The sequence below is a fragment of the Mesorhizobium sp. P2_C5_2 genome, assembly GCF_056404535.1.
Genome location: NZ_JBFUDV010000001.1, coordinates 668,663 through 691,729, shown reverse-complemented (window position 1 = coordinate 691,729; position 23,067 = coordinate 668,663). Strand labels below are relative to the sequence as shown.

General features: G+C 63.1%; 26 protein-coding genes. 9 read left to right on the top strand and 17 right to left on the bottom strand.

Going from position 1 to position 23,067, the window contains the following annotated elements; translation table 11 throughout:
- Positions 1-33 precede the first annotated feature (33 nt).
- Complete coding sequence (locus tag AC1D1B_RS03175; protein ID WP_477329286.1) at positions 34-1,818, bottom strand: stimulus-sensing domain-containing protein; 1,785 nt, start codon at positions 1,816-1,818, stop codon at positions 34-36.
- An 84-nt stretch (positions 1,819-1,902) separates the two neighbouring features.
- Positions 1,903-2,604: a response regulator transcription factor gene (locus AC1D1B_RS03170; protein ID WP_010912942.1), complete on the bottom strand. Its 702-nt coding sequence runs from the start codon at positions 2,602-2,604 to the stop codon at positions 1,903-1,905.
- Positions 2,605-2,950: 346 nt separating this feature from the next.
- On the opposite strand from AC1D1B_RS03170, the gene AC1D1B_RS03165 reads away from it, so the two are divergent.
- The 3 genes from AC1D1B_RS03165 to AC1D1B_RS03155 all read left to right on the top strand — a co-directional run bounded on the left by AC1D1B_RS03165 (position 2,951) and on the right by AC1D1B_RS03155 (position 5,834).
- Complete coding sequence (locus AC1D1B_RS03165) at positions 2,951-4,561, top strand: phosphoenolpyruvate carboxykinase (RefSeq protein ID WP_477329284.1); 1,611 nt, start codon at positions 2,951-2,953, stop codon at positions 4,559-4,561.
- A gap of 87 nt (positions 4,562-4,648) precedes the next feature.
- Positions 4,649-5,083: an alternative ribosome rescue aminoacyl-tRNA hydrolase ArfB gene (gene arfB, locus AC1D1B_RS03160; protein WP_477259827.1), complete on the top strand. Its 435-nt coding sequence runs from the start codon at positions 4,649-4,651 to the stop codon at positions 5,081-5,083.
- Positions 5,084-5,216: 133 nt separating this feature from the next.
- Positions 5,217-5,834 (top strand): alpha-ketoglutarate-dependent dioxygenase AlkB family protein, encoded by a 618-nt coding sequence (locus AC1D1B_RS03155; protein ID WP_477329282.1) that lies wholly within the window; start codon positions 5,217-5,219, stop codon positions 5,832-5,834.
- Here the strand turns inward: AC1D1B_RS03155 and AC1D1B_RS03150 are convergent.
- From AC1D1B_RS03150 to hisB, 12 genes are all read right to left on the bottom strand, one after another.
- On the bottom strand, positions 5,797-7,335 hold the full coding sequence (locus AC1D1B_RS03150; protein ID WP_477329280.1) for a hypothetical protein: 1,539 nt from the start codon (positions 7,333-7,335) through the stop codon (positions 5,797-5,799). The two genes, AC1D1B_RS03155 and AC1D1B_RS03150, sit on opposite strands and share 38 nt — an antisense overlap.
- Before the next feature lie 38 nt (positions 7,336-7,373).
- Positions 7,374-7,823 carry a GtrA family protein gene (locus tag AC1D1B_RS03145; RefSeq protein ID WP_477330523.1) on the bottom strand — a complete coding sequence of 150 codons (450 nt, stop codon included), beginning with the start codon at positions 7,821-7,823 and terminating at the stop codon, positions 7,374-7,376.
- Positions 7,824-7,825: 2 nt separating this feature from the next.
- The gene (locus tag AC1D1B_RS03140) at positions 7,826-8,863 is read right to left on the bottom strand and encodes a glycosyltransferase family 2 protein (RefSeq protein WP_477329278.1); all 1,038 of its coding nucleotides are present in this window, start codon (positions 8,861-8,863) and stop codon (positions 7,826-7,828) included.
- A gap of 72 nt (positions 8,864-8,935) precedes the next feature.
- Complete coding sequence (gene coaA, locus AC1D1B_RS03135; protein WP_142868700.1) at positions 8,936-9,895, bottom strand: type I pantothenate kinase; 960 nt, start codon at positions 9,893-9,895, stop codon at positions 8,936-8,938.
- Between the two features lie 23 nt (positions 9,896-9,918).
- Positions 9,919-10,242 carry a phosphoribosyl-ATP diphosphatase gene (locus AC1D1B_RS03130; protein WP_477329275.1) on the bottom strand — a complete coding sequence of 108 codons (324 nt, stop codon included), beginning with the start codon at positions 10,240-10,242 and terminating at the stop codon, positions 9,919-9,921.
- Positions 10,243-10,272: 30 nt separating this feature from the next.
- Positions 10,273-11,067, bottom strand: coding sequence for an imidazole glycerol phosphate synthase subunit HisF (hisF, locus tag AC1D1B_RS03125; RefSeq protein WP_477330521.1), 795 nt, complete (start codon positions 11,065-11,067; stop codon positions 10,273-10,275).
- Complete coding sequence (locus tag AC1D1B_RS03120; protein ID WP_477329273.1) at positions 11,064-11,900, bottom strand: arginase family protein; 837 nt, start codon at positions 11,898-11,900, stop codon at positions 11,064-11,066. The genes hisF and AC1D1B_RS03120 overlap by 4 nt, the downstream gene beginning before the upstream one ends.
- The gene (gene hisA, locus AC1D1B_RS03115) at positions 11,897-12,643 is read right to left on the bottom strand and encodes a 1-(5-phosphoribosyl)-5-[(5-phosphoribosylamino)methylideneamino]imidazole-4-carboxamide isomerase (protein ID WP_477329271.1); all 747 of its coding nucleotides are present in this window, start codon (positions 12,641-12,643) and stop codon (positions 11,897-11,899) included. Before hisA ends, AC1D1B_RS03120 begins: the two co-directional genes overlap by 4 nt.
- A gap of 2 nt (positions 12,644-12,645) precedes the next feature.
- The gene (locus AC1D1B_RS03110; RefSeq protein WP_477329270.1) at positions 12,646-12,936 is read right to left on the bottom strand and encodes a DUF1330 domain-containing protein; all 291 of its coding nucleotides are present in this window, start codon (positions 12,934-12,936) and stop codon (positions 12,646-12,648) included.
- A gap of 5 nt (positions 12,937-12,941) precedes the next feature.
- Entirely contained in the window at positions 12,942-13,592 is a 651-nt protein-coding gene (gene hisH / locus AC1D1B_RS03105; protein ID WP_477329268.1) for an imidazole glycerol phosphate synthase subunit HisH, read from the bottom strand.
- A gap of 1 nt (position 13,593) precedes the next feature.
- Complete coding sequence (locus AC1D1B_RS03100) at positions 13,594-14,070, bottom strand: DUF2628 domain-containing protein (protein ID WP_477329266.1); 477 nt, start codon at positions 14,068-14,070, stop codon at positions 13,594-13,596.
- A gap of 4 nt (positions 14,071-14,074) precedes the next feature.
- Positions 14,075-14,674, bottom strand: coding sequence for an imidazoleglycerol-phosphate dehydratase HisB (gene hisB / locus AC1D1B_RS03095; protein WP_477329264.1), 600 nt, complete (start codon positions 14,672-14,674; stop codon positions 14,075-14,077).
- 241 nt (positions 14,675-14,915) lie between these two features.
- Here hisB and hslV point away from each other — a divergent pair, with 241 nt between their 5' ends.
- From hslV to AC1D1B_RS03070, 5 genes are all read left to right on the top strand, one after another.
- Positions 14,916-15,467, top strand: a complete 552-nt coding sequence (gene hslV, locus AC1D1B_RS03090) for an ATP-dependent protease subunit HslV (protein WP_112559910.1) — start codon at positions 14,916-14,918, stop codon at positions 15,465-15,467.
- Positions 15,457-15,981 (top strand): GNAT family N-acetyltransferase, encoded by a 525-nt coding sequence (locus AC1D1B_RS03085; protein ID WP_181056787.1) that lies wholly within the window; start codon positions 15,457-15,459, stop codon positions 15,979-15,981. The genes hslV and AC1D1B_RS03085 overlap by 11 nt, the downstream gene beginning before the upstream one ends.
- A 4-nt stretch (positions 15,982-15,985) precedes the next feature.
- Positions 15,986-16,585: a DUF2585 domain-containing protein gene (locus AC1D1B_RS03080; protein ID WP_477329262.1), complete on the top strand. Its 600-nt coding sequence runs from the start codon at positions 15,986-15,988 to the stop codon at positions 16,583-16,585.
- A gap of 4 nt (positions 16,586-16,589) precedes the next feature.
- Positions 16,590-17,903 (top strand): ATP-dependent protease ATPase subunit HslU, encoded by a 1,314-nt coding sequence (gene hslU, locus AC1D1B_RS03075; RefSeq protein ID WP_477329260.1) that lies wholly within the window; start codon positions 16,590-16,592, stop codon positions 17,901-17,903.
- Between the two features lie 174 nt (positions 17,904-18,077).
- On the top strand, positions 18,078-19,034 hold the full coding sequence (locus AC1D1B_RS03070; RefSeq protein WP_477329258.1) for a DUF1402 family protein: 957 nt from the start codon (positions 18,078-18,080) through the stop codon (positions 19,032-19,034).
- 52 nt (positions 19,035-19,086) lie between these two features.
- Here the strand turns inward: AC1D1B_RS03070 and AC1D1B_RS03065 are convergent, their stop codons facing one another.
- From AC1D1B_RS03065 to AC1D1B_RS03055, 3 genes are read right to left on the bottom strand one after another with little or no spacing between them, the layout of a single operon-like run.
- A complete protein-coding gene (locus AC1D1B_RS03065; protein ID WP_477329256.1) occupies positions 19,087-20,322 on the bottom strand; it encodes an NAD(P)/FAD-dependent oxidoreductase in 1,236 nt (411 codons plus the stop codon).
- Positions 20,322-20,636, bottom strand: coding sequence for a MocE family 2Fe-2S type ferredoxin (locus AC1D1B_RS03060; protein ID WP_023744927.1), 315 nt, complete (start codon positions 20,634-20,636; stop codon positions 20,322-20,324). Before AC1D1B_RS03060 ends, AC1D1B_RS03065 begins: the two co-directional genes overlap by 1 nt.
- A 25-nt stretch (positions 20,637-20,661) precedes the next feature.
- Positions 20,662-21,753, bottom strand: a complete 1,092-nt coding sequence (locus tag AC1D1B_RS03055) for a fatty acid desaturase family protein (RefSeq protein WP_477329254.1) — start codon at positions 21,751-21,753, stop codon at positions 20,662-20,664.
- 162 nt (positions 21,754-21,915) lie between these two features.
- On the opposite strand from AC1D1B_RS03055, the gene AC1D1B_RS03050 reads away from it, so the two are divergent.
- A complete protein-coding gene (locus tag AC1D1B_RS03050; RefSeq protein WP_477329252.1) occupies positions 21,916-22,947 on the top strand; it encodes a LacI family DNA-binding transcriptional regulator in 1,032 nt (343 codons plus the stop codon).
- Positions 22,948-23,067 lie beyond the last annotated feature (120 nt).

Sequence of the window (23,067 nt, the reverse complement as noted above, 5' to 3'; positions counted from 1 at the left end):
GAAAAACCGGTTCCCACTTTTCGGGATCATGCTTCAGCCTTCGGCCGGCAGCGTCACCACGAAGCGCGCGCCCTTGATGTCGCCGGGCTTGGTGCCCGGAATGTTCTCGGCGGTCAGCGTGCCGCCATGGGCTTCGACGATCTGCCTGGATATCGACAGGCCAAGGCCGGAATTCTGGCCGAACGCCTCGCCGGCCGGGCGGTCGGTGTAGAAGCGCTCGAAGATGCGGTCGATGGTGTCGGCACGGATGCCAGGGCCGTTATCGTCGACGGTGACGATGTTGACCTTGCCGGCGCGCGCCAGCGAAATGGCGATATGACCGTGGTCCTCCGGCACGAAGGAGCGGGCATTCTCGATCAGATTGGTGATGACCTGGCCGATCCTCAGATCGTGGCCGGTGACGAAATAGCCTTTGACGCCTTGCGGCAACTTGGCGGCCTTGAACTCGATCTCGACGGCCTTCTTGTTGCGCGTCGCCTCGCGCGACACGGCGACGAGATCGGTAATGAATTTCTTCAAATCGACGAACGCCGCGTCCTCACGCGCCAACTCGGCGTCGAGCCGCGAGGCATCCGAAATGTCGGTGATCAACCGGTCCAGCCGCCTGACATCGTGCTGGATGATCTCCATCAGACGCGCGCGTGAGTTATCATTCTTCGCCAAAGGCAGCGTCTCCACCGCGCTGCGCAGCGAGGTCAGCGGGTTCTTCAACTCGTGCGAGACATCGGCGGCGAAGCTTTCGATAGCCTCGATGCGGGCATAGAGCGCATTGGTCATGTCGCGCACCGCGATCGACAGATTGCCGATTTCGTCCTGGCGGTCGGAAAAGTCGGGGATTTCCTCACGGTTCTTGACGCCGCGCCGCACCCGCACCGCCGCCGCCGACAGCCGCCGCAGCGGGTTGGCGATGGTGGAGGCCAGCAGCATCGACAGGATGGCGGTAACCAGTGCCGCGATGCCGAAGACGCGCAAAATCGCCTTGCGCTCGGCGGCGACGATCTTGTCGATGTCGCCACCTTCCGTCGACAGCATCAACACGCCGAGCACGGCGCGGAAGCGCTGGATCGGCACCGCCACCGAGACGATCTGCTCGCCCTGTTCGCTCACCCGCACGATCGTCGACGGGCTGCCGGTCAGCGCCTTGACCACTTCGGGGAAGGCCGCACCATTGCCGCCGGGCTGCTCGTGGTAGACGGGCAGGTCCTTGTTGCGGAAGAAATCGAAGACGAATTTCTGCACCCGCTCCAGCATGTCCGGCTGCTCGTCCTCGACCGGCGGCAGGTCGTAGCGCAGAATCTGGCCGCGCGAATAGAGATGGCGCGAATCGAGCAGCAGGTTGGCGTCGCGGTCGTAGATGCGGGCGCGCGTGCGCGTCGGCGAAATCAGCCGCCGCAGCACCGGCGCGACGCGCTCGGGATTGATCGGGAAATCGAGATTGTCGAGCTGGTCGGAGCCCGGCCCCAGGCTTTCACCGGCCTGCAGTTCGAGCAGTTTTTCCGGATCGATGCTGATCGAATCGGTTTCCACCGTCGCCGACGCCGCGATCGCGCCGGCGATGATCTCGCCTTGTGTCATCAGGCTTTCGACGCGGGCGTCGATCAGCCCGTCGCGGAAGGTGTTGAGATAGAGGATGCCGGTGACCAGCACGGCGAGGCCGGCCAGGTTGAGAAAAAGGATGCGCCGGGTCAGGCTGGAAAAGATGTGATGACCGAGGAAGCGGCGCATCGGCACCGTGATCCTCGACAGGAATGCGGGCAGAATCCTGGACGGCCGCCGGCCGGCGCCCGCCCGTCTGCCTCGCTCTACGTCCACTGCCATCGAATAGCAGCTCCCGGCTAGTCTTTGGTTTGATGCATGTCGTTGTCCCAAAACCGGGACCACTTTTGGGCGACATGCACTAACTTAAGCTTCGCGGAACCGGTACCCGACTCCGTAAAGCGTTTCGATCATTTCGAAGTCATCGTCGACGGCCTTGAACTTCTTGCGCAGCCGCTTGATGTGGCTGTCGATGGTGCGGTCGTCGACATAGACCTGCTCATCATAGGCCGAATCCATCAGCGCATCACGGCTTTTTACCACGCCGGGGCGCTGCGCCAACGAGTGCAGGATGAGAAATTCGGTGACCGTCAGCGTCACCGGCTCGCCCTTCCAGGTGCAGGTGTGGCGTTCCTGGTCCATGACCAGCTGGCCGCGCTCGAGCGAACGGGCCTGCTGGCTGGGCGCCTTTGCCGCAGCCTCGCGGGCGCTGGCACGGCGCAGCACGGCGCGCACCCGCTCGACCAGCAGGCGCTGCGAGAACGGTTTGCGGATGAAATCGTCGGCGCCCATCTTGAGGCCGAAAAGCTCATCGATCTCGTCGTCTTTCGAGGTCAGGAAGATCACCGGCAGGTCGGACTTCTGGCGCATCCGGCGCAGCAGCTCCATGCCGTCCATGCGCGGCATCTTGATGTCGAGGATGGCGAGATTCGGCGGACGCGCCGCCAGGCCTTCCAGCGCCGACGCCCCATCCGTGTAGGTCTCGACGCGATACCCCTCGGATTCGAGGGCGATCGAGACCGACGTCAGAATGTTGCGATCGTCATCGACAAGCGCGATTGTTGCCATTTCAAGCGGCTCCCTCATGAGCTGTCCCTTCTGTCTTAGAGAAGGGGCTTTTGCAGGACAAATTAGGTACAAAATGTGGCACAGGCTCCATCCGCTGTCGCGGACGGCTTGCCGTCGGCCCCAATCGCACCTCTACACGGATTGGACGAACACTGTGTGCCAATCCTTTGGGCAACCACTGTGATTTTTTGCACATATAAACGATTTAAACAACTTTCAAAATTTTTAAATCGATTAATGATTTGATATCATTCGGGTTTTCTGGTTCTGACCGTCTCAGCCCCCATCGCGGGCATGCCGGAAATGCGCCGGCAAAGTGCGGCGAATCCAGAAGAAGGGACCCTTGATGTCGGAAGTCGGCAAACGCAATTCTGCCTGCGCGATCGATCGTGTCGGCCTGAAAACCACCGGCACGGTGCATTATAATTTTGGTGCGGCCGCCCTTTACGAGGATGCGATCCGCCGTGGCGAGGCCAGGTTGACCGCCGGTGGCGCGCTGCTTGCCGAGACCGGCCAGCACACCGGCCGCTCGCCCAAGGACAAGTTTGTCGTCCGCGACAGCGCCACCGAGCCCCATGTCTGGTGGGACAACAACAAGGCGATTTCGCCGGCCCAGTTCGAAACGCTGTTGGCCGATTTCCTTGTCCACGCCGCGGACAAGGACCTCTATGTGCAGGACCTCATCGGCGGCGCCGATGCCGATCTGAAGCTGCCGACGCGGGTCATCACCGAATTCGCCTGGCACTCGCTGTTCATCCGCAACCTTTTGATCCGCCCGCAGGCCTCCGAGCTTGAGGATTTCGTGCCGGAGATGACGATCATCGACCTGCCGTCCTTCCGCGCCGATCCGGCCCGCCACGGCAGCCGCACCGAAACGGTGATCGCGGTCGATCTGACCCGCAAGATCGTGCTGATCGGCGGCACCTCTTATGCCGGCGAGATGAAGAAGTCGGTGTTCACCATGCTGAACTATCTGCTGCCGGAAAAGGGCGTCATGCCGATGCACTGCTCGGCCAATGAAGGGCCGGCCGGCGACGCTGCGATCTTCTTCGGCCTGTCGGGCACCGGCAAGACGACGCTGTCGGCCGACCCGTCGCGCACGCTCATCGGCGACGACGAGCACGGCTGGGGCCCGCACGGCATCTTCAATTTCGAAGGCGGCTGCTACGCCAAGACGATCAGGCTGTCGGCCGAAGCCGAGCCGGAAATCTTCGCCACCACGCAGCGTTTCGGCACGGTGCTGGAAAATGTCGTGCTCGATGCCGACCGCGTGCCGGACTTCAACGACGGCAGGCTCACCGAAAACACGCGCTGCGCCTATCCGCTCGACTTCATCCCCAATGCCTCGAAGACCGGACGCGCCAGCCATCCCAAAAACATCATCATGCTGACCGCCGATGCCTTCGGCGTCATGCCGCCGATCGCCCGGCTGACCCCGGCACAGGCGATGTATCACTTCCTCTCCGGCTACACCGCCAAGGTGGCCGGCACCGAAAAAGGCGTGACCGAGCCGGAAGCAACCTTCTCGACCTGTTTCGGCGCCCCGTTCATGCCACGCCACCCCAAGGAATACGGCAATCTGCTGCGCGAGTTGATCGCCCGCCATGGCGCCGATTGCTGGCTGGTCAACACCGGCTGGACCGGCGGCGCTTACGGCACCGGCAAGCGCATGCCGATCAAGGCGACACGCGCCTTGCTGGCCGCCGCGCTCGACGGGTCGCTGAAGGCGGCCGGCTTCCGCACCGACGCCAATTTCGGCTTCGAGGTGCCGGTGGCCGTGCCTGGTGTCGACAGCGCCATTCTCGACCCGCGCTCGACCTGGGCCGACAAGGCTGCCTATGACCGCCAGGCGGCAAGGCTGGTCGGCATGTTCGCCGTCAACTTCGAGAAATTCGAAAGCCATGTCGATGCCGTCGTGCTCGGCGCCGCGCCCCGCCTGCAGGAAGCCGCAGAATAAATCGCGCCATCGGCTCAGCCTGTCATTGAAAGGCCCCGGTCTCGATCGGGCCTTTTCTTTTTCGGCTCGTCGCGCCATGACTGCGGCATGCCGATCGACGACATCATCATTGCCGACGAAGCCGTAATCCATCCGGGCGACCTGCACGAGGATTTCATCCGCTCGTCCGGCCCCGGCGGCCAGAACGTCAACAAGGTGGCCACTGCCGTCCAATTGCGCTTCGACGCGGCCAATGCGGCCGGGCTGTCGGAACGCGTGCGCGCGCGCACGATCAAGCTTGCCGGCCAGCGCGCCACCAAGGACGGCGTCATCGTCATCGAAGCCGGCCGCTTCCGCACCCAGGAGCAGAACCGGGCGGATGCGCGCGCAAGGCTGACCGCGCTGGTCGCCAAGGCCGCCGAACCGCCACCGCCGCCGCGCAAGAAGACGCGGCCGTCGAAGGGTGCGGTGGAGCGGCGGCTGAAAAGCAAGGCCGGGCGCGGCACCATCAAGAAGCTGCGCGGCCGGGTAGAGAACGATTAAACGCCGGCCGGATGTAGTCCGCCCCCGACGCCTGACCGAAACCGGTCCTGATCGACAAACGGCGGCTTTCGGGTCGCCGTTTTTGTTTGGCGGTGGCATGGTTCGAGTATCAACCGGAGGAAATGGCCAAGCCATGCTCATTCTGCCCAAAGGCGTCCGCCATATGCCTGGTTACCTCACACGCGCGGCGCAGGAAGCGCTGATCGAAGCGGTCAGGACCATCGTGCAGCAGGCGCCGCTGTTCGTTCCGGCCATGCCGCGCACCGGCAAGGAAATGAGCGTGCGCATGACCAATTGCGGCTCGCTCGGCTGGGTCACCGACAAGGAGATGGGCTATCGCTATCAGCCGACGCATCCGCTGACCGGAGGGCCATGGCCGCCGATCCCGGACGTGCTGATGCAATTGTGGCAGCAGGTCTCCGCCTATCCGCATCCGCCGGAGGCTTGCCTGGTCAATTTCTATACGCAGGACGCCAAGATGGGCCTGCACCAGGACCGCGACGAGGCCGATTTCTCGGCGCCGGTGGTCTCGGTATCGCTTGGCGACGACTGCCTGTTCCGGGTCGGCCAGACGACGCGCGACGGCGGTACAAAATCGTTCAGGCTGAAAAGCGGCGATGTCGTCGTGCTCGGCGGCGAAGGTCGGCTATGCTTCCACGGCGTCGACCGGATTTATCCGTCGACCTCGGCGCTGCTGAAGAATGGCGGCAGGATCAATCTGACGCTGCGGCGGGTGACGAAGGCCGGCTAGCGTCGTCGCGAAGAAGGACCCTCAACGTATCGTCCTCGGCGATTTGCCGATAGCCTTGCATGAAGCGGACGAAATCCTGCCGGCCTGAAAGCTCGGCTAACCACAGCATGTCCGCTTTCTGCACAATCACCAGCGATGGCCGCTTGGTTTCGAGTTGGGCAAGCTTGGCGTCGACGTAGCGATCGGTGATCTGCCTGTAGTGTTCGGCCGCCGCCTGGTTGCCGCTTTGCGCCTCGACCTGCGCGAAATGCGTGGCGAATCCCCCAAGCCAATCGCTGCAGTAGATCGAGATCCAGCTCCCGCCGACCATCCGCGTCAGTGGATGGCCCGCGGCAATGTCCGAACCTATGAGTGCGACCGTTGGATGGTCCACCGCGGCATTTATCGTGGCGACGAAATCGGCGCCGGGTTTCTGGCTAGGCCAGAAGGGGGCAGCATTGGCCAGAATGGTGGTGGCAAGCAAAAGCATGCGCGCCGGCCCCATGCCCGTGCCTGATGGCGATTGCCTCGCGGGGTCGACCTGGACGGCTCTGAGCAGCAACGCCGCCGCCATCAGGCTGATCGCCGGGAATGCATGATAGGGCCAGCCCTTGGCCTGATAGACGAGAGGCACGGTGGCGGCCAATGACGCCAGGACGACCACCGTGATCAGCGGCGACAAGGCGAGGCCCGGCCGAAGCAAGCGTAACAGGTAGAGTGCGACGAGATAGGCCGGCGCGTACTTGACCAACAGCGCTTGCACGACCCGCAGCCGCATATAGGTGTCGGCCAGCACCGGGTAGATGGTGTTGAGGAACTCTGGATAAAAGTACAGCACGGCGACGAGATAGGCGACGCAGACCAAGCCGATTACCCAGTATTCGATGCAGAAGAGCGACCAGATCGACCGGCGCCGCCAGGCCACGTAAAGCGCCGGAACCAGCACCATCAGCGCATAATAGGGTTTCACAAGCACCAGTACGCTGCCGCAAAGGCTGGCCAGTACCGCTATAAGCAAGCTCGGCGTGCGCCCCTCCGTCGGCGCGGCGCGCCAGGCCATCAACACCAGCAACGGCAGAAACAGGGCAACGCCCAGATGCTCCCGCTCGCTGAAAGCATTGCCGGGAAGAATGATCAGCAGTGCCAGGAACAGCGGCAACATCGAGAACAGCACACGGTTCTCAGCAAAGCCGGCCAATCTGGCGATCCGCGCGGCAAAGCCGAGACCCAGCAGGCAGATCGCATAGGCATAGAGATGAATGACGACTTCCGGCGAAATGCCGAGAGCATGCGCCAGTGCCACGGCCGGCATGAACATCCACGGCGTGAACGGCGGATTGACCTCGAAGAGATCGACATAGAGCCGTGAGCCGGCAAGCACCTTCTCAGACATGGTGATTGCCCAACTGGTGTCGGGTATGACACCCCAGCGCATCTGCCAGGGCACGGCCGCCGCCAGCACGAGCAGGCAGAAGACCAGGGTCCGCGGCAGCGTGCGCGAGCTGCCCTGGGCCGAAGCCATGGCGGACCTCTCGATGAGCGAAGCGCGGGTCTCCGTATTCATCTGGCCGCCACGAAGACGAATTTGCGCAGGATGATGAAGTTCAGGACCGGAACCAGGACGGAAGCGATTGCCACCGGCACCAATGGCGCCAGTCCGGCCACGTCGGTAAGGATCACGGCCAGCCCGACCGAGAGCAGAAATCCGATCGCCGTGGCGCAGGCGAAGCGGACGATCTCGAAGCCAACCGCGCCATCCGACATGAACGTTACGAAGCGATGCCCGCAATAGGAGAACACCGCGCCGGCGCCATAGCCGGCGATCGAGGCGATTGTCGCCGGCATGCCGAAGCCATGCCGGGCCGAAAGTGCCAGGGTCAACACGGCGTAGATCAGGGTCGATACGCCGCCGATCGCAGCAAATCGCAGGATTCGCGCCGGCTCCGAACGGCCCATGGCCCATGACCAGAACCGGTAGCCGGGCAAAGGATCGTTGACGGCCTGGCGCACGGTCAACCGAACCGGCGTTCGTGCGTCGCGGGCGGCGTCTTTTTCGACACCTGGGAATTGCTCATCGCGGCGATCGCTTCCTCGAAGCCGGTCAGCCGGTCGACGACGTAAAGCGGTCGCCGTTTCACCTCGGCATGAATGCCGCCGACATAAAGGCCGATAACGCCGGTCATCAGCAGATTGATGCCTGAGAGGAAGGAAATGATCACGACGGTCGATGTCCAGCCATGGACGACGCCGCTGACAAACAGCCAGGAAAACACCGCATAGAGGCCGAGCAGCGCGGCGAGGCCGGAAATGGCCAGACCCGCCCACAGCGCCAGCCGCAGCGGCTTGTCGGAAAAGCTGATGATGCCGTGCACGGCCAGCCGCACCATCTTCCAGAACGGATATTTGGTTTCGCCCGCCGCCCGCATCGGTCTCTCAAACAGCACGGCGGTCTGCTTGAAACCCATCCAGCCGAACATGCCGCGCACGAAGCGATCACGCTCGGGCATGCGTTTGAAGGTCTCCAGCGCCTTGCGGCCGACAAGGCGGAAATCGCCGACATCGCGCGGAATGCTGACGCACGTCATCTGCTCGAGCACACGATAGAACAGATTGGCGCTGACTCGCTTGAACCAGGTTTCGCCCTCGCGCCGGATGCGCCGCGCATAGACGATCTCGTAGCCTTCTTTCCACTTGGCGACGAGATCGAGCACCACCTCCGGCGGGTCCTGCAGGTCGGCATCCATGACGATGACAGCCTCGCCGCCGGCCGCATCCATGCCGGCTGTAATGGCGATCTGGTGGCCGAAATTGCGCGACAGTTCGATCAGCCTGAAGCGGTGGTCCTCGGCAGCCATGCCGCGCAGGAAGATGACACTGGTGTCGCGGCTGCCGTCGTCGACGAAAATTGCCTCGGCGCGCGCATCCAGGGCGTCCATCAGCATTCCGATCCGCCGCACCAGTAACGGCAGCACCGCTTCCTCGTTGAAGATCGGAATGACCAGGGAATAGACCGGGGCCTGGCGGCCCACGGCATCGCTCGCATTGATCACCGCTTGCTCCCGACCCGCTGGAATTGCGCCAAAAACTAGCCGGGATTGCCTAAGGTGCCGTTAATCCAGTCGTCACAGTTTCCTGAGCGCCACTTCCTCGACCAGGTGATTGGCGCCCTTGCGCAGGATGAGGTCGGCGCGCGCCCGTGTCGGCACGATGTTCTCGCGCAAGTTCTTCAGGTTGATGTTGGCCCACAGCCCTTCGGCGATGGCGCGCGCGGCGTCTTCGGAAAGCTGCGAATAGCGGTGGAAGAAGGAGTCCGGATTGCGAAAGGCCGTCTCGCGCAGCCGCATGAAGCGGGCGATGTACCAGTGGTGGATCAGTTTTTCGTCGGCGTCGATGTAGATGGCAAAGTCGAAGAAATCCGACAGGAACGGCACGATCTTGCCGTCCTTGGGCAATTTGCCCGGCTGCAGCACGTTGATGCCTTCGAAAATCAGAATGTCGGGCCGGTCGATGGTGACGAACTCGCCGGGAATGACGTCATAAGTCAAATGCGAATAGACCGGCGCGCGGACATTGCGCTGCGCCGACTTGATGCCAGAGAGGAAACGCAGCAGCGCGCCGACGTCGTAGCTGTCGGGAAAACCCTTGCGTTCCATCAAATTATCGCGCCGCAACACCTCATTGGGCAGAAGAAAACCGTCGGTGGTGATGAGGTCGACCTTGGGGCTCGACGGCCAGCGCGCCAGAAGCTCCTTGAGCACGCGTGCCGTGGTTGACTTGCCGACCGCCACCGAACCGGCAATGCCGATGATGAACGGCGTCTTGACCACATCAAGCGCATTGAAGAAGGCCTGGCGCTGCCGAAACAGCAGCTGGCTGGCCTCGACATGCGCCGACAGCAGCCGCGACAACGATAGATAGATGCGCTTGACCTCTTCGAGGTCGACCGGGTCGTTGAGCGAGCGCAGACGGTTGATCTCGTCCTCGCTCAGCGTCATAGGCGTGTCGGCGCGGAAGTTCGACCATTGCTCGGCCGAGAAGAAACGATAGGGGGAATATTTCTCGGTCGGAGCGAGCTGGTCCATCGAGTTTCCTGCCCTCCTCGCGGTCAGCCCTTCGGCCGGGATGCCTTTTCGGCGACGCCCGAACGGCCGGTGCGATGCTCAAGTTCCTTCAGCACCTCGTCCAGCGGAACGCCGGCGATGCCAAGCACGACGAGCCAATGATATATAAGATCGGCACTTTCGGAAACGAGGGCTTTCTTGTCACCTTTGACGGCGGCAATGACGGTCTCGACCGCTTCCTCGCCGAGCTTCTGCGCCGCCTTGTCCATGCCCTTGGCAAACAGTTTCGCCGTCCACGAGTCCGGATCGCCGGACCGGGCGCGTTCCCCAATGATTGTCTCCAGGTCGGAGAGCGAGAATTCAGCCATGGCGCGGTCGCTTTCTTAGCCGGAAACGCTCTAGGGCCGATCGACCGATGAGTCCAGCCGCATCGGCAGCCCAGCCTTGGCCATATGCGCCTTGGCTTCGGCAATCGTGTACGTGCCGAAATGGAAGATCGATGCCGCCAGCACGGCTCCGGCATGGCCGTCGCGAATGCCCTCGACCAGATGATCGAGCGTGCCGACGCCGCCCGACGCGATGACCGGCGCGCGCACTGCATCCGCAATCGCGCGGGTCAGCGCAATGTCGTAACCGGCCTTGGTGCCGTCACGGTCCATCGAGGTCAACAGGATCTCGCCGGCGCCGCGATCGACCATTTTTCGCGCGAATTCGATCGCATCGATGCCGGTCTTTTCGCGACCGCCATGGGTGAAGATTTCCCAACGGTTGGCCTCATTGGCAGCAGAGACCTTCTTGGCGTCGATGGCGACGACGATGCACTGGTTGCCGAACTTGTCGGCGGCTTCCGCCACGAAATCCGGGTTCTTCACCGCCGCGGTGTTGATCGACACCTTGTCGGCGCCGGCCAAAAGCAGTTTGCGGATATCGGCGACCTGGCGCACGCCGCCGCCGACGGTCAGCGGCATGAAACATTGCTCGGCGGTGCGAGCGACAACGTCGAAGATGGTTTCCCGGTTGTCGGACGACGCGGTGATGTCGAGAAAGCAGAGCTCGTCGGCGCCGGCCGCGTCATAGGCTTTTGCCGCCTCGACCGGGTCACCGGCATCGACCAGGTCGACGAAATTGACGCCCTTGACGACGCGGCCGTTCTTGACGTCGAGGCAAGGAATGACGCGGGCCTTCAGCATCAGCCCTTCTCCATCGTTGCCAGCAGCTCGCTGAGCAGTTCGCCGACCAGCGGCGGAACCTCGGCCTGCGCGTCGAAGGCCGGATCGTAGGCCGAGATGGTGATGCCGGAAATCGGCAACAGACCGGCCATGCCGCAGACCGCCTGGCGCAGCTGTTTGGGCTCCGGGCCGCCCGGCGTGGTGTAGCGGTTGGCCTGCAACGCCTCGGGGTCGTGCACATCAAGATCGAGATGCAGGTGCACCCGCTTTGCGTCCGGCGCCTTCAATCTGCCGCAGGCCATGGCCCAGTTGGGGCATTCGGTGCGGATCACCGGCAGCGTCTTCAACAGCTCCGTTTCGGCGGGGTCGAGGTCGCGCGCATTGACCAGCACGCAGCGCGACGGGTCGATCGCCTTGAAGCCGGGAATGGCCGAGGCCATCGGCTTCCAGCACAGCCCCAGAACCGTCGCCAGCGCCATGCCGTCGAGAAACCCGTAAATGGAGGTCTCGGGCGTGTTTAGGTCGCCATGCTGATCGGCCCAGATGATCGCGTCGGCATCCTCGCCGGCGACAGCGCCGGCTGATGTCAGGCAATTGCCTGCCAGAACGATGGGAAACCGGCCGCGGTCGATGGCGATGCGGACTTCGCCGGAGACAGCATTGCAGACCGCAAAGCCGGTCGCGATCTCACGTTCCTGCTCCTCGCCCACCCTGCCGATATCGGTAACGACGACGTCATGCCCGGCCAATGTCAGCGCATCGACGAGACCGCCCGATATCAGCGCATCCGGGCCCTGGCCCATGCCGCCGTGATAGTGGCCGCTGTCATAGGAGGCGAGGATAATGGAGATTTTCAAGATCGGGTCTCCATTGCCTTGCCCTGCAGCACCGCCAGCGCTTCGGCCGGGTCGATGCGCCCGTCGTAAAGCGCGCGGCCGGAGATCGCGCCTTCGAGCTTTTTGGCGTCGGGCATGGTCATGCGCACGATGTCGGCGATCGAGGCGAGCCCGCCCGAAGCGATGACCGGGATCGACACTGCGTCGGCAAGGTCGATCGTGGCATCCCAGTTGATGCCGGTCAGAACGCCGTCGCGGTCGATATCAGTGTAGATGATGGCGGCAACGCCGGCGCCCTCGAATTTTTGTGCCAGTTCGATGACGCCGAGGCTGGACGCCTCGGCCCAGCCTTCGACCGCCACCTTGCCGCCCTTGGCGTCGATGCCGACGGCGATCTTGCTGGGGAATTCCTTGCAGGCTTGCTTCACCAGTTCTGGATCGCGCACCGCTACCGTGCCGAGAATGACGCGCGCCAGGCCGCGGTCGAGCCAATCCTCGATCTGCGCCAGCGTGCGAATGCCGCCGCCGAGCTGCACCGGGTTTTTCGTGGCCTTGAGGATGGCTCCGACCGCCGCGCTATTGACGCTCTGGCCCTTGAAGGCGCCGTTGAGGTCGACGACGTGCAGCCACTCAAAGCCCTGGTCCTCGAAGGCCTTGGCCTGCGCGGCCGGGTCGTCATTGTAGATCGTCGCGGTCGCCATATCGCCGTGCTTCAGTCGCACGCATTTGCCGTCCTTGAGATCGATGGCGGGAAACAGAATCACGGTCAGGCGCCCTCAACAATGACGAAATGGCCGGTCGAAGCGGCAAACCGGAATTTTGATGCCGCCTGATATTCAGGCGATTCGTAGCAGGCAAGTGCTGTTTCGTACGACTCGAACTCCACCAGCACATGGCGATTGCCTGTCGGTTGCTCCGGGTTGGCATAGCGCCCGGACCGGACCACGAATTTCGCCCCGTATTTGGCAAAAGCCACGGCATTCGCCGCGATATACTGCTTGTAGACCTCGGGGTCGCGAACATCGACCATCGCCATCCAATAGCCCTTCTTGCTCATGGTTCTCAGGGCCTCCAGCGCAGGAAATTGGTGATCAGCGCCAGGCCGAGCGCCTGGCTTTTTTCGGGATGGAATTGCGTGCCAGCGAGGTTGCCGCGCGCAACCGCGGCCGTCACTGGGCCGCCATAGTCGGCGACGGCCAGCACCTCGTCGGGCTTTGTCGCATCGAGGTGGTAGGAATGGACGAAGTAGGCGTGCAAGCCCTTGGCTCCCGTCGCAATGCCAGAAAACAGCGGATGCTTGCGGTTGAGATCGACCGTGTTCCAGCCGATCTGCGGGATCTTCAGCGCCGCATCGGCCGGCGTGATCTCCTTGACGTCGCCGGCAATCCAGCCAAAGCCCTTGGTCACGGTCTTTTCCAGGCCACGTTCCGACATCAACTGCATGCCGACGCAGATGCCGAGGAATGGCCGCGCCTTGGCGATCGCAACCTCCTCCACCGCTTCCCACATGCCGGCGACGCCGCGCAGGCCCGCCGCGCAATCGGCATAGGCGCCGACGCCGGGCAACACGATACGGTCGGCGCTGCGCACCCGTTCGGCATCGGCGGTCAGCTCGATTGCAGCGGCGATGCCGGCCTCATGCGCGGCGCGCTCGAAAGCCTTGGTGGCCGAGCGCAGATTGCCCGACCCGTAATCGATGATCGCAACCCGCATCTCAGACTTTTCCCGGCGTGTGGGTCAGCCCCAGCGTCAGCCCGGTCTGCGCCGGCCGGGCAAGGCTGGCGTCGGGCACGATGCGCGGCATCGGCGCCGGTTCATCGGCGAGCGCCTCGGCATCCAGCGTCTGGCGGATATCGGCATCGTCCTGATTGTCGGCTTGGATGACGCCCCATTCATGCCAGCCGCGGCGGCGAAGTGCTGCGATGCGCAACCCCTGGCCTTCCAGCCCGATATAGAGCGAGACCAGCAGCGACAGCGCCGAGCTCGCCCAATCCAGCCCCAGCCTTTGGCCGAGCAGCGAGATGAGGCCCATGGCGACAAAGGCGAGCGCGGCCTCGACCCACAGCCGGTGCCAGGCGAGCCATAGCGGCGCCAGCAGGAAAGCCAGCCAGGAAAAGCCGTCGCGGACAAAAATGGTTGCGTCGGCCGCCTCGGTGCGGCCTGGCGGTTCCATCACGACATAGATGGCCATCAGCCTACCCTTTCAGAGATCCCTTGGTGGAGGGAACCGCATCCGGCTGGCGCGGGTCGCGCTCCAGTGCCGCACGCAATGCACGCGCCACCGCCTTGAAGCAGGTCTCGGCAATATGGTGATTGTTGGCGCCATAGTGATTGGTGACATGCAGCGTGATACCGGCATTCTGCGCTAGCGCCTGGAAGAACTCACGCACCAGCTCGGTGTCGAACGTGCCGATCTTCGGCGACGAGAAGGCGACGTTCCAGACCAGGAACGGCCGGCCGGACACGTCGATCGCCGCGCGTGTCAGCGTCTCGTCCATGGCGAGATCGATCGAGGCATAGCGCATGATGCCGCGCCGTTCGCCCAGCGCCTTGGCCAGCGCCTGGCCGATGGCAATGCCGGTATCCTCGACCGTGTGGTGGTCGTCAATGTGCAGGTCGCCCTTGGCCTTGACCGTGATGTCGATCAGCGAGTGCCGCGACAGCTGGTCCAGCATATGGTCGAAGAAGCCGACGCCCGTCGACATGTCGGAGATACCGGTGCCGTCGACATGGACCGAAACAGTGATGTCGGTTTCCTTGGTCTTGCGGCTGACTTCGGCGGAACGGGACGCCATGACCTTGTCCTTGTCTTTGGGCATACGACTGGGGGCGAAACGTAAAGACAATGCCTCCAAGCGCTCATTTGCTTGAAAACGAAAGCCTTCTAGCAGCATGATCCGGCGATGGCCAGTTGCGATGCGGATCGCTATCGCTGGTAGCGGAGGCGGTTTGCAATCACCCGCCCCGTGCATACATATGGCCGATCGAAATCCCGCGCCAATCGCCTTATCGGGATCGCGCGAATCGGAGCTACAAATGTCGAATGAACTGACCATGCACGCCACGACCATCGTGACGGTGCGCAAGGGCAACAAGGTGGTGATCGCCGGCGACGGCCAGGTCAGCCTTGGCCAGACCATCATGAAAGGCAACGCCAAAAAGGTGCGTCGCATCGGCAAGGGCGGCAACGTCATTGCCGGTTTCGCCGGTGCCACGGCGGACGCCTTCACCCTGCTGGAGCGGCTGGAAGCCAAGCTCGAACAATATCCCGACCAGCTGACGCGCGCCTGCGTCGAGCTCGCCAAGGACTGGCGCACCGACCGCTATCTGCGCCGGCTAGAAGCCATGATGCTGGTCGCCGACAAGTCGGTGTCGCTGGCGCTGACCGGCACCGGTGACGTGCTGGAGCCTGAATTTGGCGTCATGGCCATCGGCTCCGGCGGCAATTACGCCCTGGCCGCGGCGCGCGCGCTGATGGACACCGACAAGGATGCCGAGGAAATCGCCCGCAAGGCGATGCAGATCGCCTCCGACATCTGCGTCTACACCAACAACAATTTCGTCATCGAAACGCTCGATGCCGCCTGAGTCGGCGGTGCTCTATGATTTTCGGCCGGTGACCGAAAGAGACCTGCCGATGATTGCCGGCTGGCTGGGCGAGCCGCATGTCGCGCAATGGTGGGACGATCCGGAGACCGAAATTGCAGGGATTCGGGAGAACATCGACTCGATTTCCGTCGAGCCGCTGATCGTCGAACTCGACGGCAGGCCGATCGCCTATCTGCAGAGCTACGATCCGCATTTGGAGGACGGCCATCCCTATGCCGACCAGCCGTTCGGCACGCTCGGTATCGACCTGTCGATCGGCGTGCCGGACCTGGTCGGCAAAGGTCATGGCTCGGCGATCGTGCGGCAGTTCGTCGAACAACTGTTCGAGGAAGGCGCGCCGCGCGTCATCATCGATCCGCATCCCGACAATGGCCGCGCCATCCGCGCCTATGAAAAGGCGGGCTTCAGGGCTATCGATCGCAGGCATTCGGAATATGGGGACGTCGTTTTGATGGCCGTCGATGCCGAAGGCGACGCGCAAGAGGGGGAATGAGGTGATGACGACACCGGGCGCCGACAAGAATTACTCGGCCTATGAAGACAGCTGGCGGATGGGGCTTCTGCTCGTGCTCGCTCTGCTCATCTTCCAGGCCGGCGCGCTCTACGGCATGGGCCGCACGCCGATCTGCACCTGCGGCTACGTCAAACTCTGGCACGGCGTGGTGAACAGTTCGGAGAATTCCCAGCACATTTCCGACTGGTACACTTTCTCGCACATCATCCACGGCTTCCTGTTCTACGCCTTGGCCTGGTTCCTGTTTCCGCGCTCGCCGATTGGTCTGCGCCTGGCGTTCGCCGTCGTCATCGAAGGCGGCTGGGAGCTCCTGGAGAACAGCCCGTTCATCATCGAGCGCTACCGCGCCGGCACCATTTCGCTGGATTACTACGGCGACTCGATCATCAATTCAGTGTCCGACACACTGGCCATGGTGCTGGGATTTGTGATGGCCAGAAAGCTACCTATATCAGTCGTCGTCGACCTCGCCATTATCTTCGAACTGGGTGTCGGCTACCTCATCCGGGACAATCTGACGCTCAACGTGATCATGCTGCTGCATCCGTTTGAGTCCATCAAGCAGTGGCAAAGTGGAATGTAGTGATATGACCACCTTCTCTCCCCGCGAAATCGTTTCGGAACTCGACCGCTTCATCATCGGCCAGAAGGACGCCAAGCGCGCCGTGGCCATCGCCTTGCGCAACCGTTGGCGCCGCCAGCAGCTGGAAGGCCAGATGCGCGAAGAGGTGATGCCGAAGAACATCCTGATGATCGGCCCGACCGGCGTCGGCAAGACCGAGATCTCGCGCCGCCTGGCCCGGCTTGCCGGCGCGCCCTTCGTCAAGGTCGAAGCGACCAAGTTCACCGAGGTCGGCTATGTCGGCCGCGATGTCGAGCAGATCATCCGCGACCTCGTCGAGATCGCCATCGGCCTGGTGCGCGACAAGATGCGCGAGGACGTCAAGGCGCGCGCCCACCTCAACGCCGAGGAGCGCGTGCTGGAGGCCCTGGTCGGCAAGACGGCGAGCCCGGCCACCCGCGATTCCTTCCGCAAGAAGCTGCGCGACGGCGAGCTCGACGACAGGGAAATCGAGATCGAGGTCGCCGATACCGGCACTGGCGGCATGCCCGGCTTCGAGATTCCCGGCATGCCAGGCGCCAATATCGGCGTGCTCAACATCAACGACATGCTGTCGAAGGCGATGGGCGGCAAGAAGACCAAGGCGCGCAAGACGACGGTGAAGGAGTCCTACGCGCTGCTGGTCAACGACGAGTCCGACAAGCTGCTCGATCAGGACGAGGTCGTGCGCCGGGCACTCGATGCGACGGAAAATGACGGCATCGTCTTCCTCGACGAGATCGACAAGATCGCCTCGCGCGAAGGCGGCATGGGCGCCGGCGTTTCACGCGAAGGCGTGCAGCGCGACCTGCTGCCGCTGATCGAGGGCACGACGGTGGCGACCAAATACGGGCCGTTGAAGACCGACCATATATTGTTCATCGCCTCGGGTGCGTTCCATGTCTCGAAGCCGTCCGACCTGTTGCCGGAATTGCAGGGCCGCCTGCCGATACGAGTCGAGCTGCGGGCGTTGGAGAAGGACGATTTCGTCCGCATCCTGACCGAGACCGAGGCCAGCCTGATCAAACAGTATATCGCGCTGATGAAGACCGAAGGCGTCGACCTCACCTTCACCGACGACGCCATCGATTCGCTCGCCGGCATCGCCGTCGACCTCAACGCCAGTGTCGAGAACATCGGCGCCCGACGCCTGCAGACGGTGATGGAGCGCGTGCTGGACGAGATCTCGTATGACGCGCCGGACCGCAACGGCACCAGCGTCACCATCGACGCCGCCTATGTGGAAAAGCATGTCGGCGACCTCTCCAGAAACACAGATTTGTCGCGATTCATCCTTTAAACGGGGGCGCCGGATCAGTCCGGCGCCGGTTCAGGCAATAATTTCCGGCAAACAGCATGATGTGTGGCCGGATGGTATCATCGGGCCACCTTTCGTCTTGCCGGCTGCAGGGGCGCTCTCGACTCAACCAGGAGCACTCCCTAGTTTGCGCGGCAATTCTTTAGGCGGCGGCGCATGAAAAAACTGATCCTGATCATTCTCGGCTTGACGCTGGCGGCGACGCTGTTCGCCGCCGATGCGGCAACATTGGTGCCGGCGGGCAACCGGAATGCCGTGCAACCCGACATACCCGGCGCCTCCAGCCGTCGCACCCAGGCCACCAACACCACCTTCCAGGCCAAATACCGCAAGGTCTACGCGCTGCTGCAGAGCGACGCCGAACTGCGTGCCAAGATCAAGAAGGCGGCCGCCGCTTACGGCATCAATCCCTTGCACATTGTCGGCGCCATCGTCGGCGAGCACACCTACAATGTCGACGCCTACGACCGGCTGCAGACCTATTACGTCAAGGCGATCTCCTACCTCTCCAGCAAGCTGTCCTTCGCCTATGACGGCGAGGACATCACGGATTTCGTGCAGCGGCCTGAATTCAAGAAATGCACAATGTCCGACAGTTACGATCTGTGGGAATGCCGCGAGCAGGTGTGGAACCACTCCTTCCGCGGCAAGACCGTCGGCGGGACAAGCTTTCCCAACGACCGCTTCGGCGCCACCTTCTTCCAGCCTTATTATGCTGGCCAGACCTTTGGCCTCGGCCAGCTCAACCCGCTGACCGCGCTGCAGATGAGCGATCTCGTCCACAAGGTTTCGGGACTGCCGGAACTCGATGTCGGCGATCCGAATGGGGTCTACAAGACGATCATGGATCCCGACCTGACGCTGCCTTACGTCGCGGCGACGATCAAGAAATCGATAGACGCCTATAAGAGCATTGCCGGCTTCGACATTTCGGGCAATCCAGGGCTGACCGCCACGCTCTACAATGTCGGCAATCCCGAGCAGCGCGCCTATGCGCTGAAAGCCGAGAACGACAAGCGCCGCGCCGCGGGCGAACCGGAAAAGCTGCCGGAAGAGAATTATTACGGCTGGCTGGTCAACGACAAGCTGGACGAGTTGAAGGCGCTGTTTTAGGGGCGCGCGAAGCTCGGGGCGCCTACCTCCCCACAAGGGTGGGCCAGCTCACTCACGCCGCCAGCAACGACTTCAGCTTCACATCCTGCGATCCAAGTGCCTCCGGCGACGGCTTTGCCTGCCTGGCGATCAGCATCTCGGCCAGCCTGACGTCGCGCGCCACCGCATTGCCGGGTCCGATGCCGCTGGCCGCCACCAGTCTGCCGTCCTCAGCCAGATGGAACAGGATGAAGGCGCCGTCTCCAAGGTCGCGGCGCACCGTGCTTTTGCCTTCGTCGGAGAGCCCGGCGATTTGCAGCGACAGCCCATACTGATCCGACCAGAACCATGGCACCGCCGCATGCGCCTCGCCGGCGCCAAGCATATTCCTTGCGGCCAGTGCGCCCTGTTCCTGGGCGTTGCGCCACGCCTCCAGCCGCACCCGGCGGCCAGCATAGACAGCGAGCGGAAACGAACAGCAGTCGCCGGCGGCAAAGATGTCCGGGTCACCAGTGCGCAGCATGGCGTCGACCGCAATGCCATTGTCGATGGTCAGGCCCGCTTCGGCGGCGAGCCCGGTCACAGGCACGGCGCCGATGCCGATGATGGCGAGATCGGAGACGATTTCCTGTCCGTCGGCGAGCGTGATGCGGACCTTGGCGCCATCGTCGGCGATATCAGCGATCCCCACGCCAGTAAGCACGGTCACGCCTTCGCTTTCATGCGCCTGATGGATGATTTCAGCGATCTCCGCCGGCACACCACGCATCAGGATGCGCGGCTGCGCTTCGATAACGGTAACGGTGGCCCCGAGCTTGCGCGCCGCTGCCGCCAGTTCCAGCCCGATAAAGCCGCCACCAATGATGGCGATACGGTTGGCGGGGCTGAGGTGGGCGCGAATGGCGAGTGCGTCGGCAAAGGTACGGAGGTAGACGCAGCGCACGCCCAACCCGGGCATTGGCAGCCTGCGCGGTGTCGAGCCGGTCGCCAGCAGCAGTTTGTCGTAGGGCAGGACAGAACCGTCCGAGAGCCGCACCGTATGCGCCGCACGATCGATCGCCACGGCCTGGACGGAATGGATATGCCGGATCGATTTCTCGGTCAGCATCTCGTCACTGGCGATCGCCTTGATTTCAGGCGCATCGCTAATCATCGCATCCTTGGACAGAGGCGGACGTTCATAGGGCAGATGCGGCTCGTCGCCGACCAGCGTCACTGGCCCGTCATAGCCGAGCTCGCGTAACGCAAGGGCTGCCCGCCCGCCACATTCGCCGGCGCCAATGATGACCATCCCCGCGTGCATCGCCATTATCCGATCTGGATCAGCACTTTGCCGGCCTCGACCTTGACCGGATAGGTCGCGAGATTGACGCAGACCGGCGCGCCGCGCGCGGCGCCCGTTTTATAATTGAAGCGGCCATTGTGTTTTGGGCATTCGATGATGTCATCCATCACCAGTCCGTCGGCCAGATGCACCTTCTCATGCGTGCAAAGCCCATCGGTGGCGAAATAATCGTCGTCCGGGCTGCGATAGATGGCGAAAGTGCGGCCGCCATGATCGAAGCGCATGACATCTTCTTCGTCGATATCGCCGGCCGCGCAGGCCTCGACCCAGTCGCTCATGTATTCCTCCCCAAAAATCGAATTGTCATTCCGCGGCGGCGGCGACGGCGTCGTTGTGAAATTCCTCGCGGTATGGCCTGGCGGTCGGCGGCAGCTCGCGCTTGAGGAAATAATCCTCGTTGCGCAGCTGGCGCAGGAAGGCCGGGATCATCTCGCGGTAACCGGCCAGGATCGACGGCGTCGGCGCCGGCAGATCGTGCTTGATCAATTCATGCAACCTGGGCAGCGCGTGATAGGGCACCATCGGGAACATGTGATGCTCGACGTGATAATTCATGTTCCAGTAGATGAAGCGGCTGACCGGGTTCATGTAGACGGTGCGGCTGTTCAGCCGATGGTCGACGACATTGTCGGCCAGCCCGCCATGCTGCAGCAGGCCGACCATGACGTGATGCCAGGCGCCGTAGAGCCTGGGCAGGCCGACCAGCATCAGCGGCAGCCATGAGCCGAAATAGAGTGCCAGCGCGATGGTGACGGCATAGATCGCGGTCCAGATGCGGGCGATGCGGATCGCCCTGGGCTGTTCCTGTTCGGGGATGAAAGTCTTTTCCGCCGGGCTGATGTTGCCGGCGGCGTTGCGCAGCATGTCTGACATCGCATGCCACGCGTCGAGCACACCGACGAACGCCAGCACGACACGCAGCAGGTCCGGCGGCCGCATGACGGAGATTTCGGGGTCGCGGCCAACGATGATGGTGTCGGTGTGATGGCGGGTGTGGCTCCAGCGCCAGGTAACCGGATTGCGCATGATCATGAAGCAGGCGATCTGATAGACCGCATCGTTCATCCATTGCGTGCGGAAGGCGGTGCCGTGGCCGCATTCGTGCCAGCGTGAATCGGTCGACGAGCCGTAGAGCACGCCATAGACGAAGAAGAACGGCACGCACCACCACGTGCCCCAGAACCAGGCGCCACCGGCTGCACTCAGGATCAGCGCGGCGAGCCAGATCGCGGTATCGCGGATTGCCGGCCCGTCGGAGCGCTGCATCAGCTCCTTCATCTGCTTGCGCGGAATATCTGTGTGATACCACTCGGCCGCCGACAGGCCGGTCTCGACGGCGAGCTTGGCGTCGCGGCCGATCAGGCTGTAGTCGCGCTGGGACGGTGTAGCAGTCATGATTGCCTCCCACGGCAACGGCGCTCGCTCTCGCGAATGCCAGCCTGGCTTCGAGCGTGAAAATAACGCCGACCCATGATAGACTCAACATCACAAAGATAGTTTCTATCATTTCCTATCATGATGATGTAGCATGCTTCGGACAAACCCGACGAGGCGAGCATGGCGAAACGGCCGACCATCACCGATCTGGCGCGCATTTCCGGCGTCAGCGTTGCCACGGTCGACCGCGTGCTCAACAGCCGCCTGCCGGTGCGCGAGGAAACGGCGCGCCGCGTCTACGAGGCGGCGACCGAGATCGGCTATCATGCCGCCGGCCTGATCAAGCAGCGCCTGCGTCATGAACTGCCGGAATATCGGCTCGGCTTCCTGCTGCTCAGGGGCAATTACGTCTTCTACAGCGAATTCGCGCGCCAGCTTGAGCTGGCCGTATCGCAATCGCCGCGCTTTCGTGGCGTCGCCATGGTCGACTTTGCCGACTCATTGGCCCCCGACGAGATCGTCGAGCGCGCGCGCAAGCTGGCTTCCAAATGCCGGGCCGTCGCTTTGGTCGGGCCCGATCACCCGACAGTGACGGTCGCCGTCGAGGAGATGAAGGCCAAAGGCTTGCCGGTGTTTTCGCTGCTGTCCGACTTCGCCGCCGGCATTCGCGAGGGCTATGTCGGCCTCGACAACCGCAAGGTCGGCCGCACCGCGGCCTGGATGATCTCGAAGGCCGCGAAGCGCCCGGGCAAGGTGGCGCTGTTCGTCGGCAGCCACCGCTTCCACGGCCACGAATTGCGCGAGATCGGCTTTCGCTCCTTCTTCCGCGAGCAGGCGCCGGAGTTCACTGTGCTGGAAACGCTGGTCAATCTCGAAGCCAATGAGATCACCCAGGACACGCTGGTCAATCTTCTCCGCAGCCACCCCGATCTCGTCGGCTGCTATGTCGCCGGCGGCGGGATGGAGGGCGCAGTCGCGGCGCTGAGGCAGGCCAAGCCCGCCGAAATGCCGGCCGTCATCTGCAACGAGATCACGGCGGTGTCGCGCGCAGCTTTGGCCGACGGCATCCTGACCATGGTGATCTCGACACCGCTGGCGGCACTCAGCCGTGAGCTGGTCGACCTGATGGCGCATGCCATCGAGACGGGCGCCGCCAACGCGCCGGGCCAGACGTTTTTGCCGTTCGACATTTATCTGCCCGAGAATATTTAGGGCGGGCGACACCGACGACCCGGCCGAGGCGTCCAACGCCTCGGCCAGCTTCCGGCGTTGGCGAGCGGCGATAGCGCTCATTATCCGAAAATCCTCCATCCGCTTTTGGAATGTCTCTTG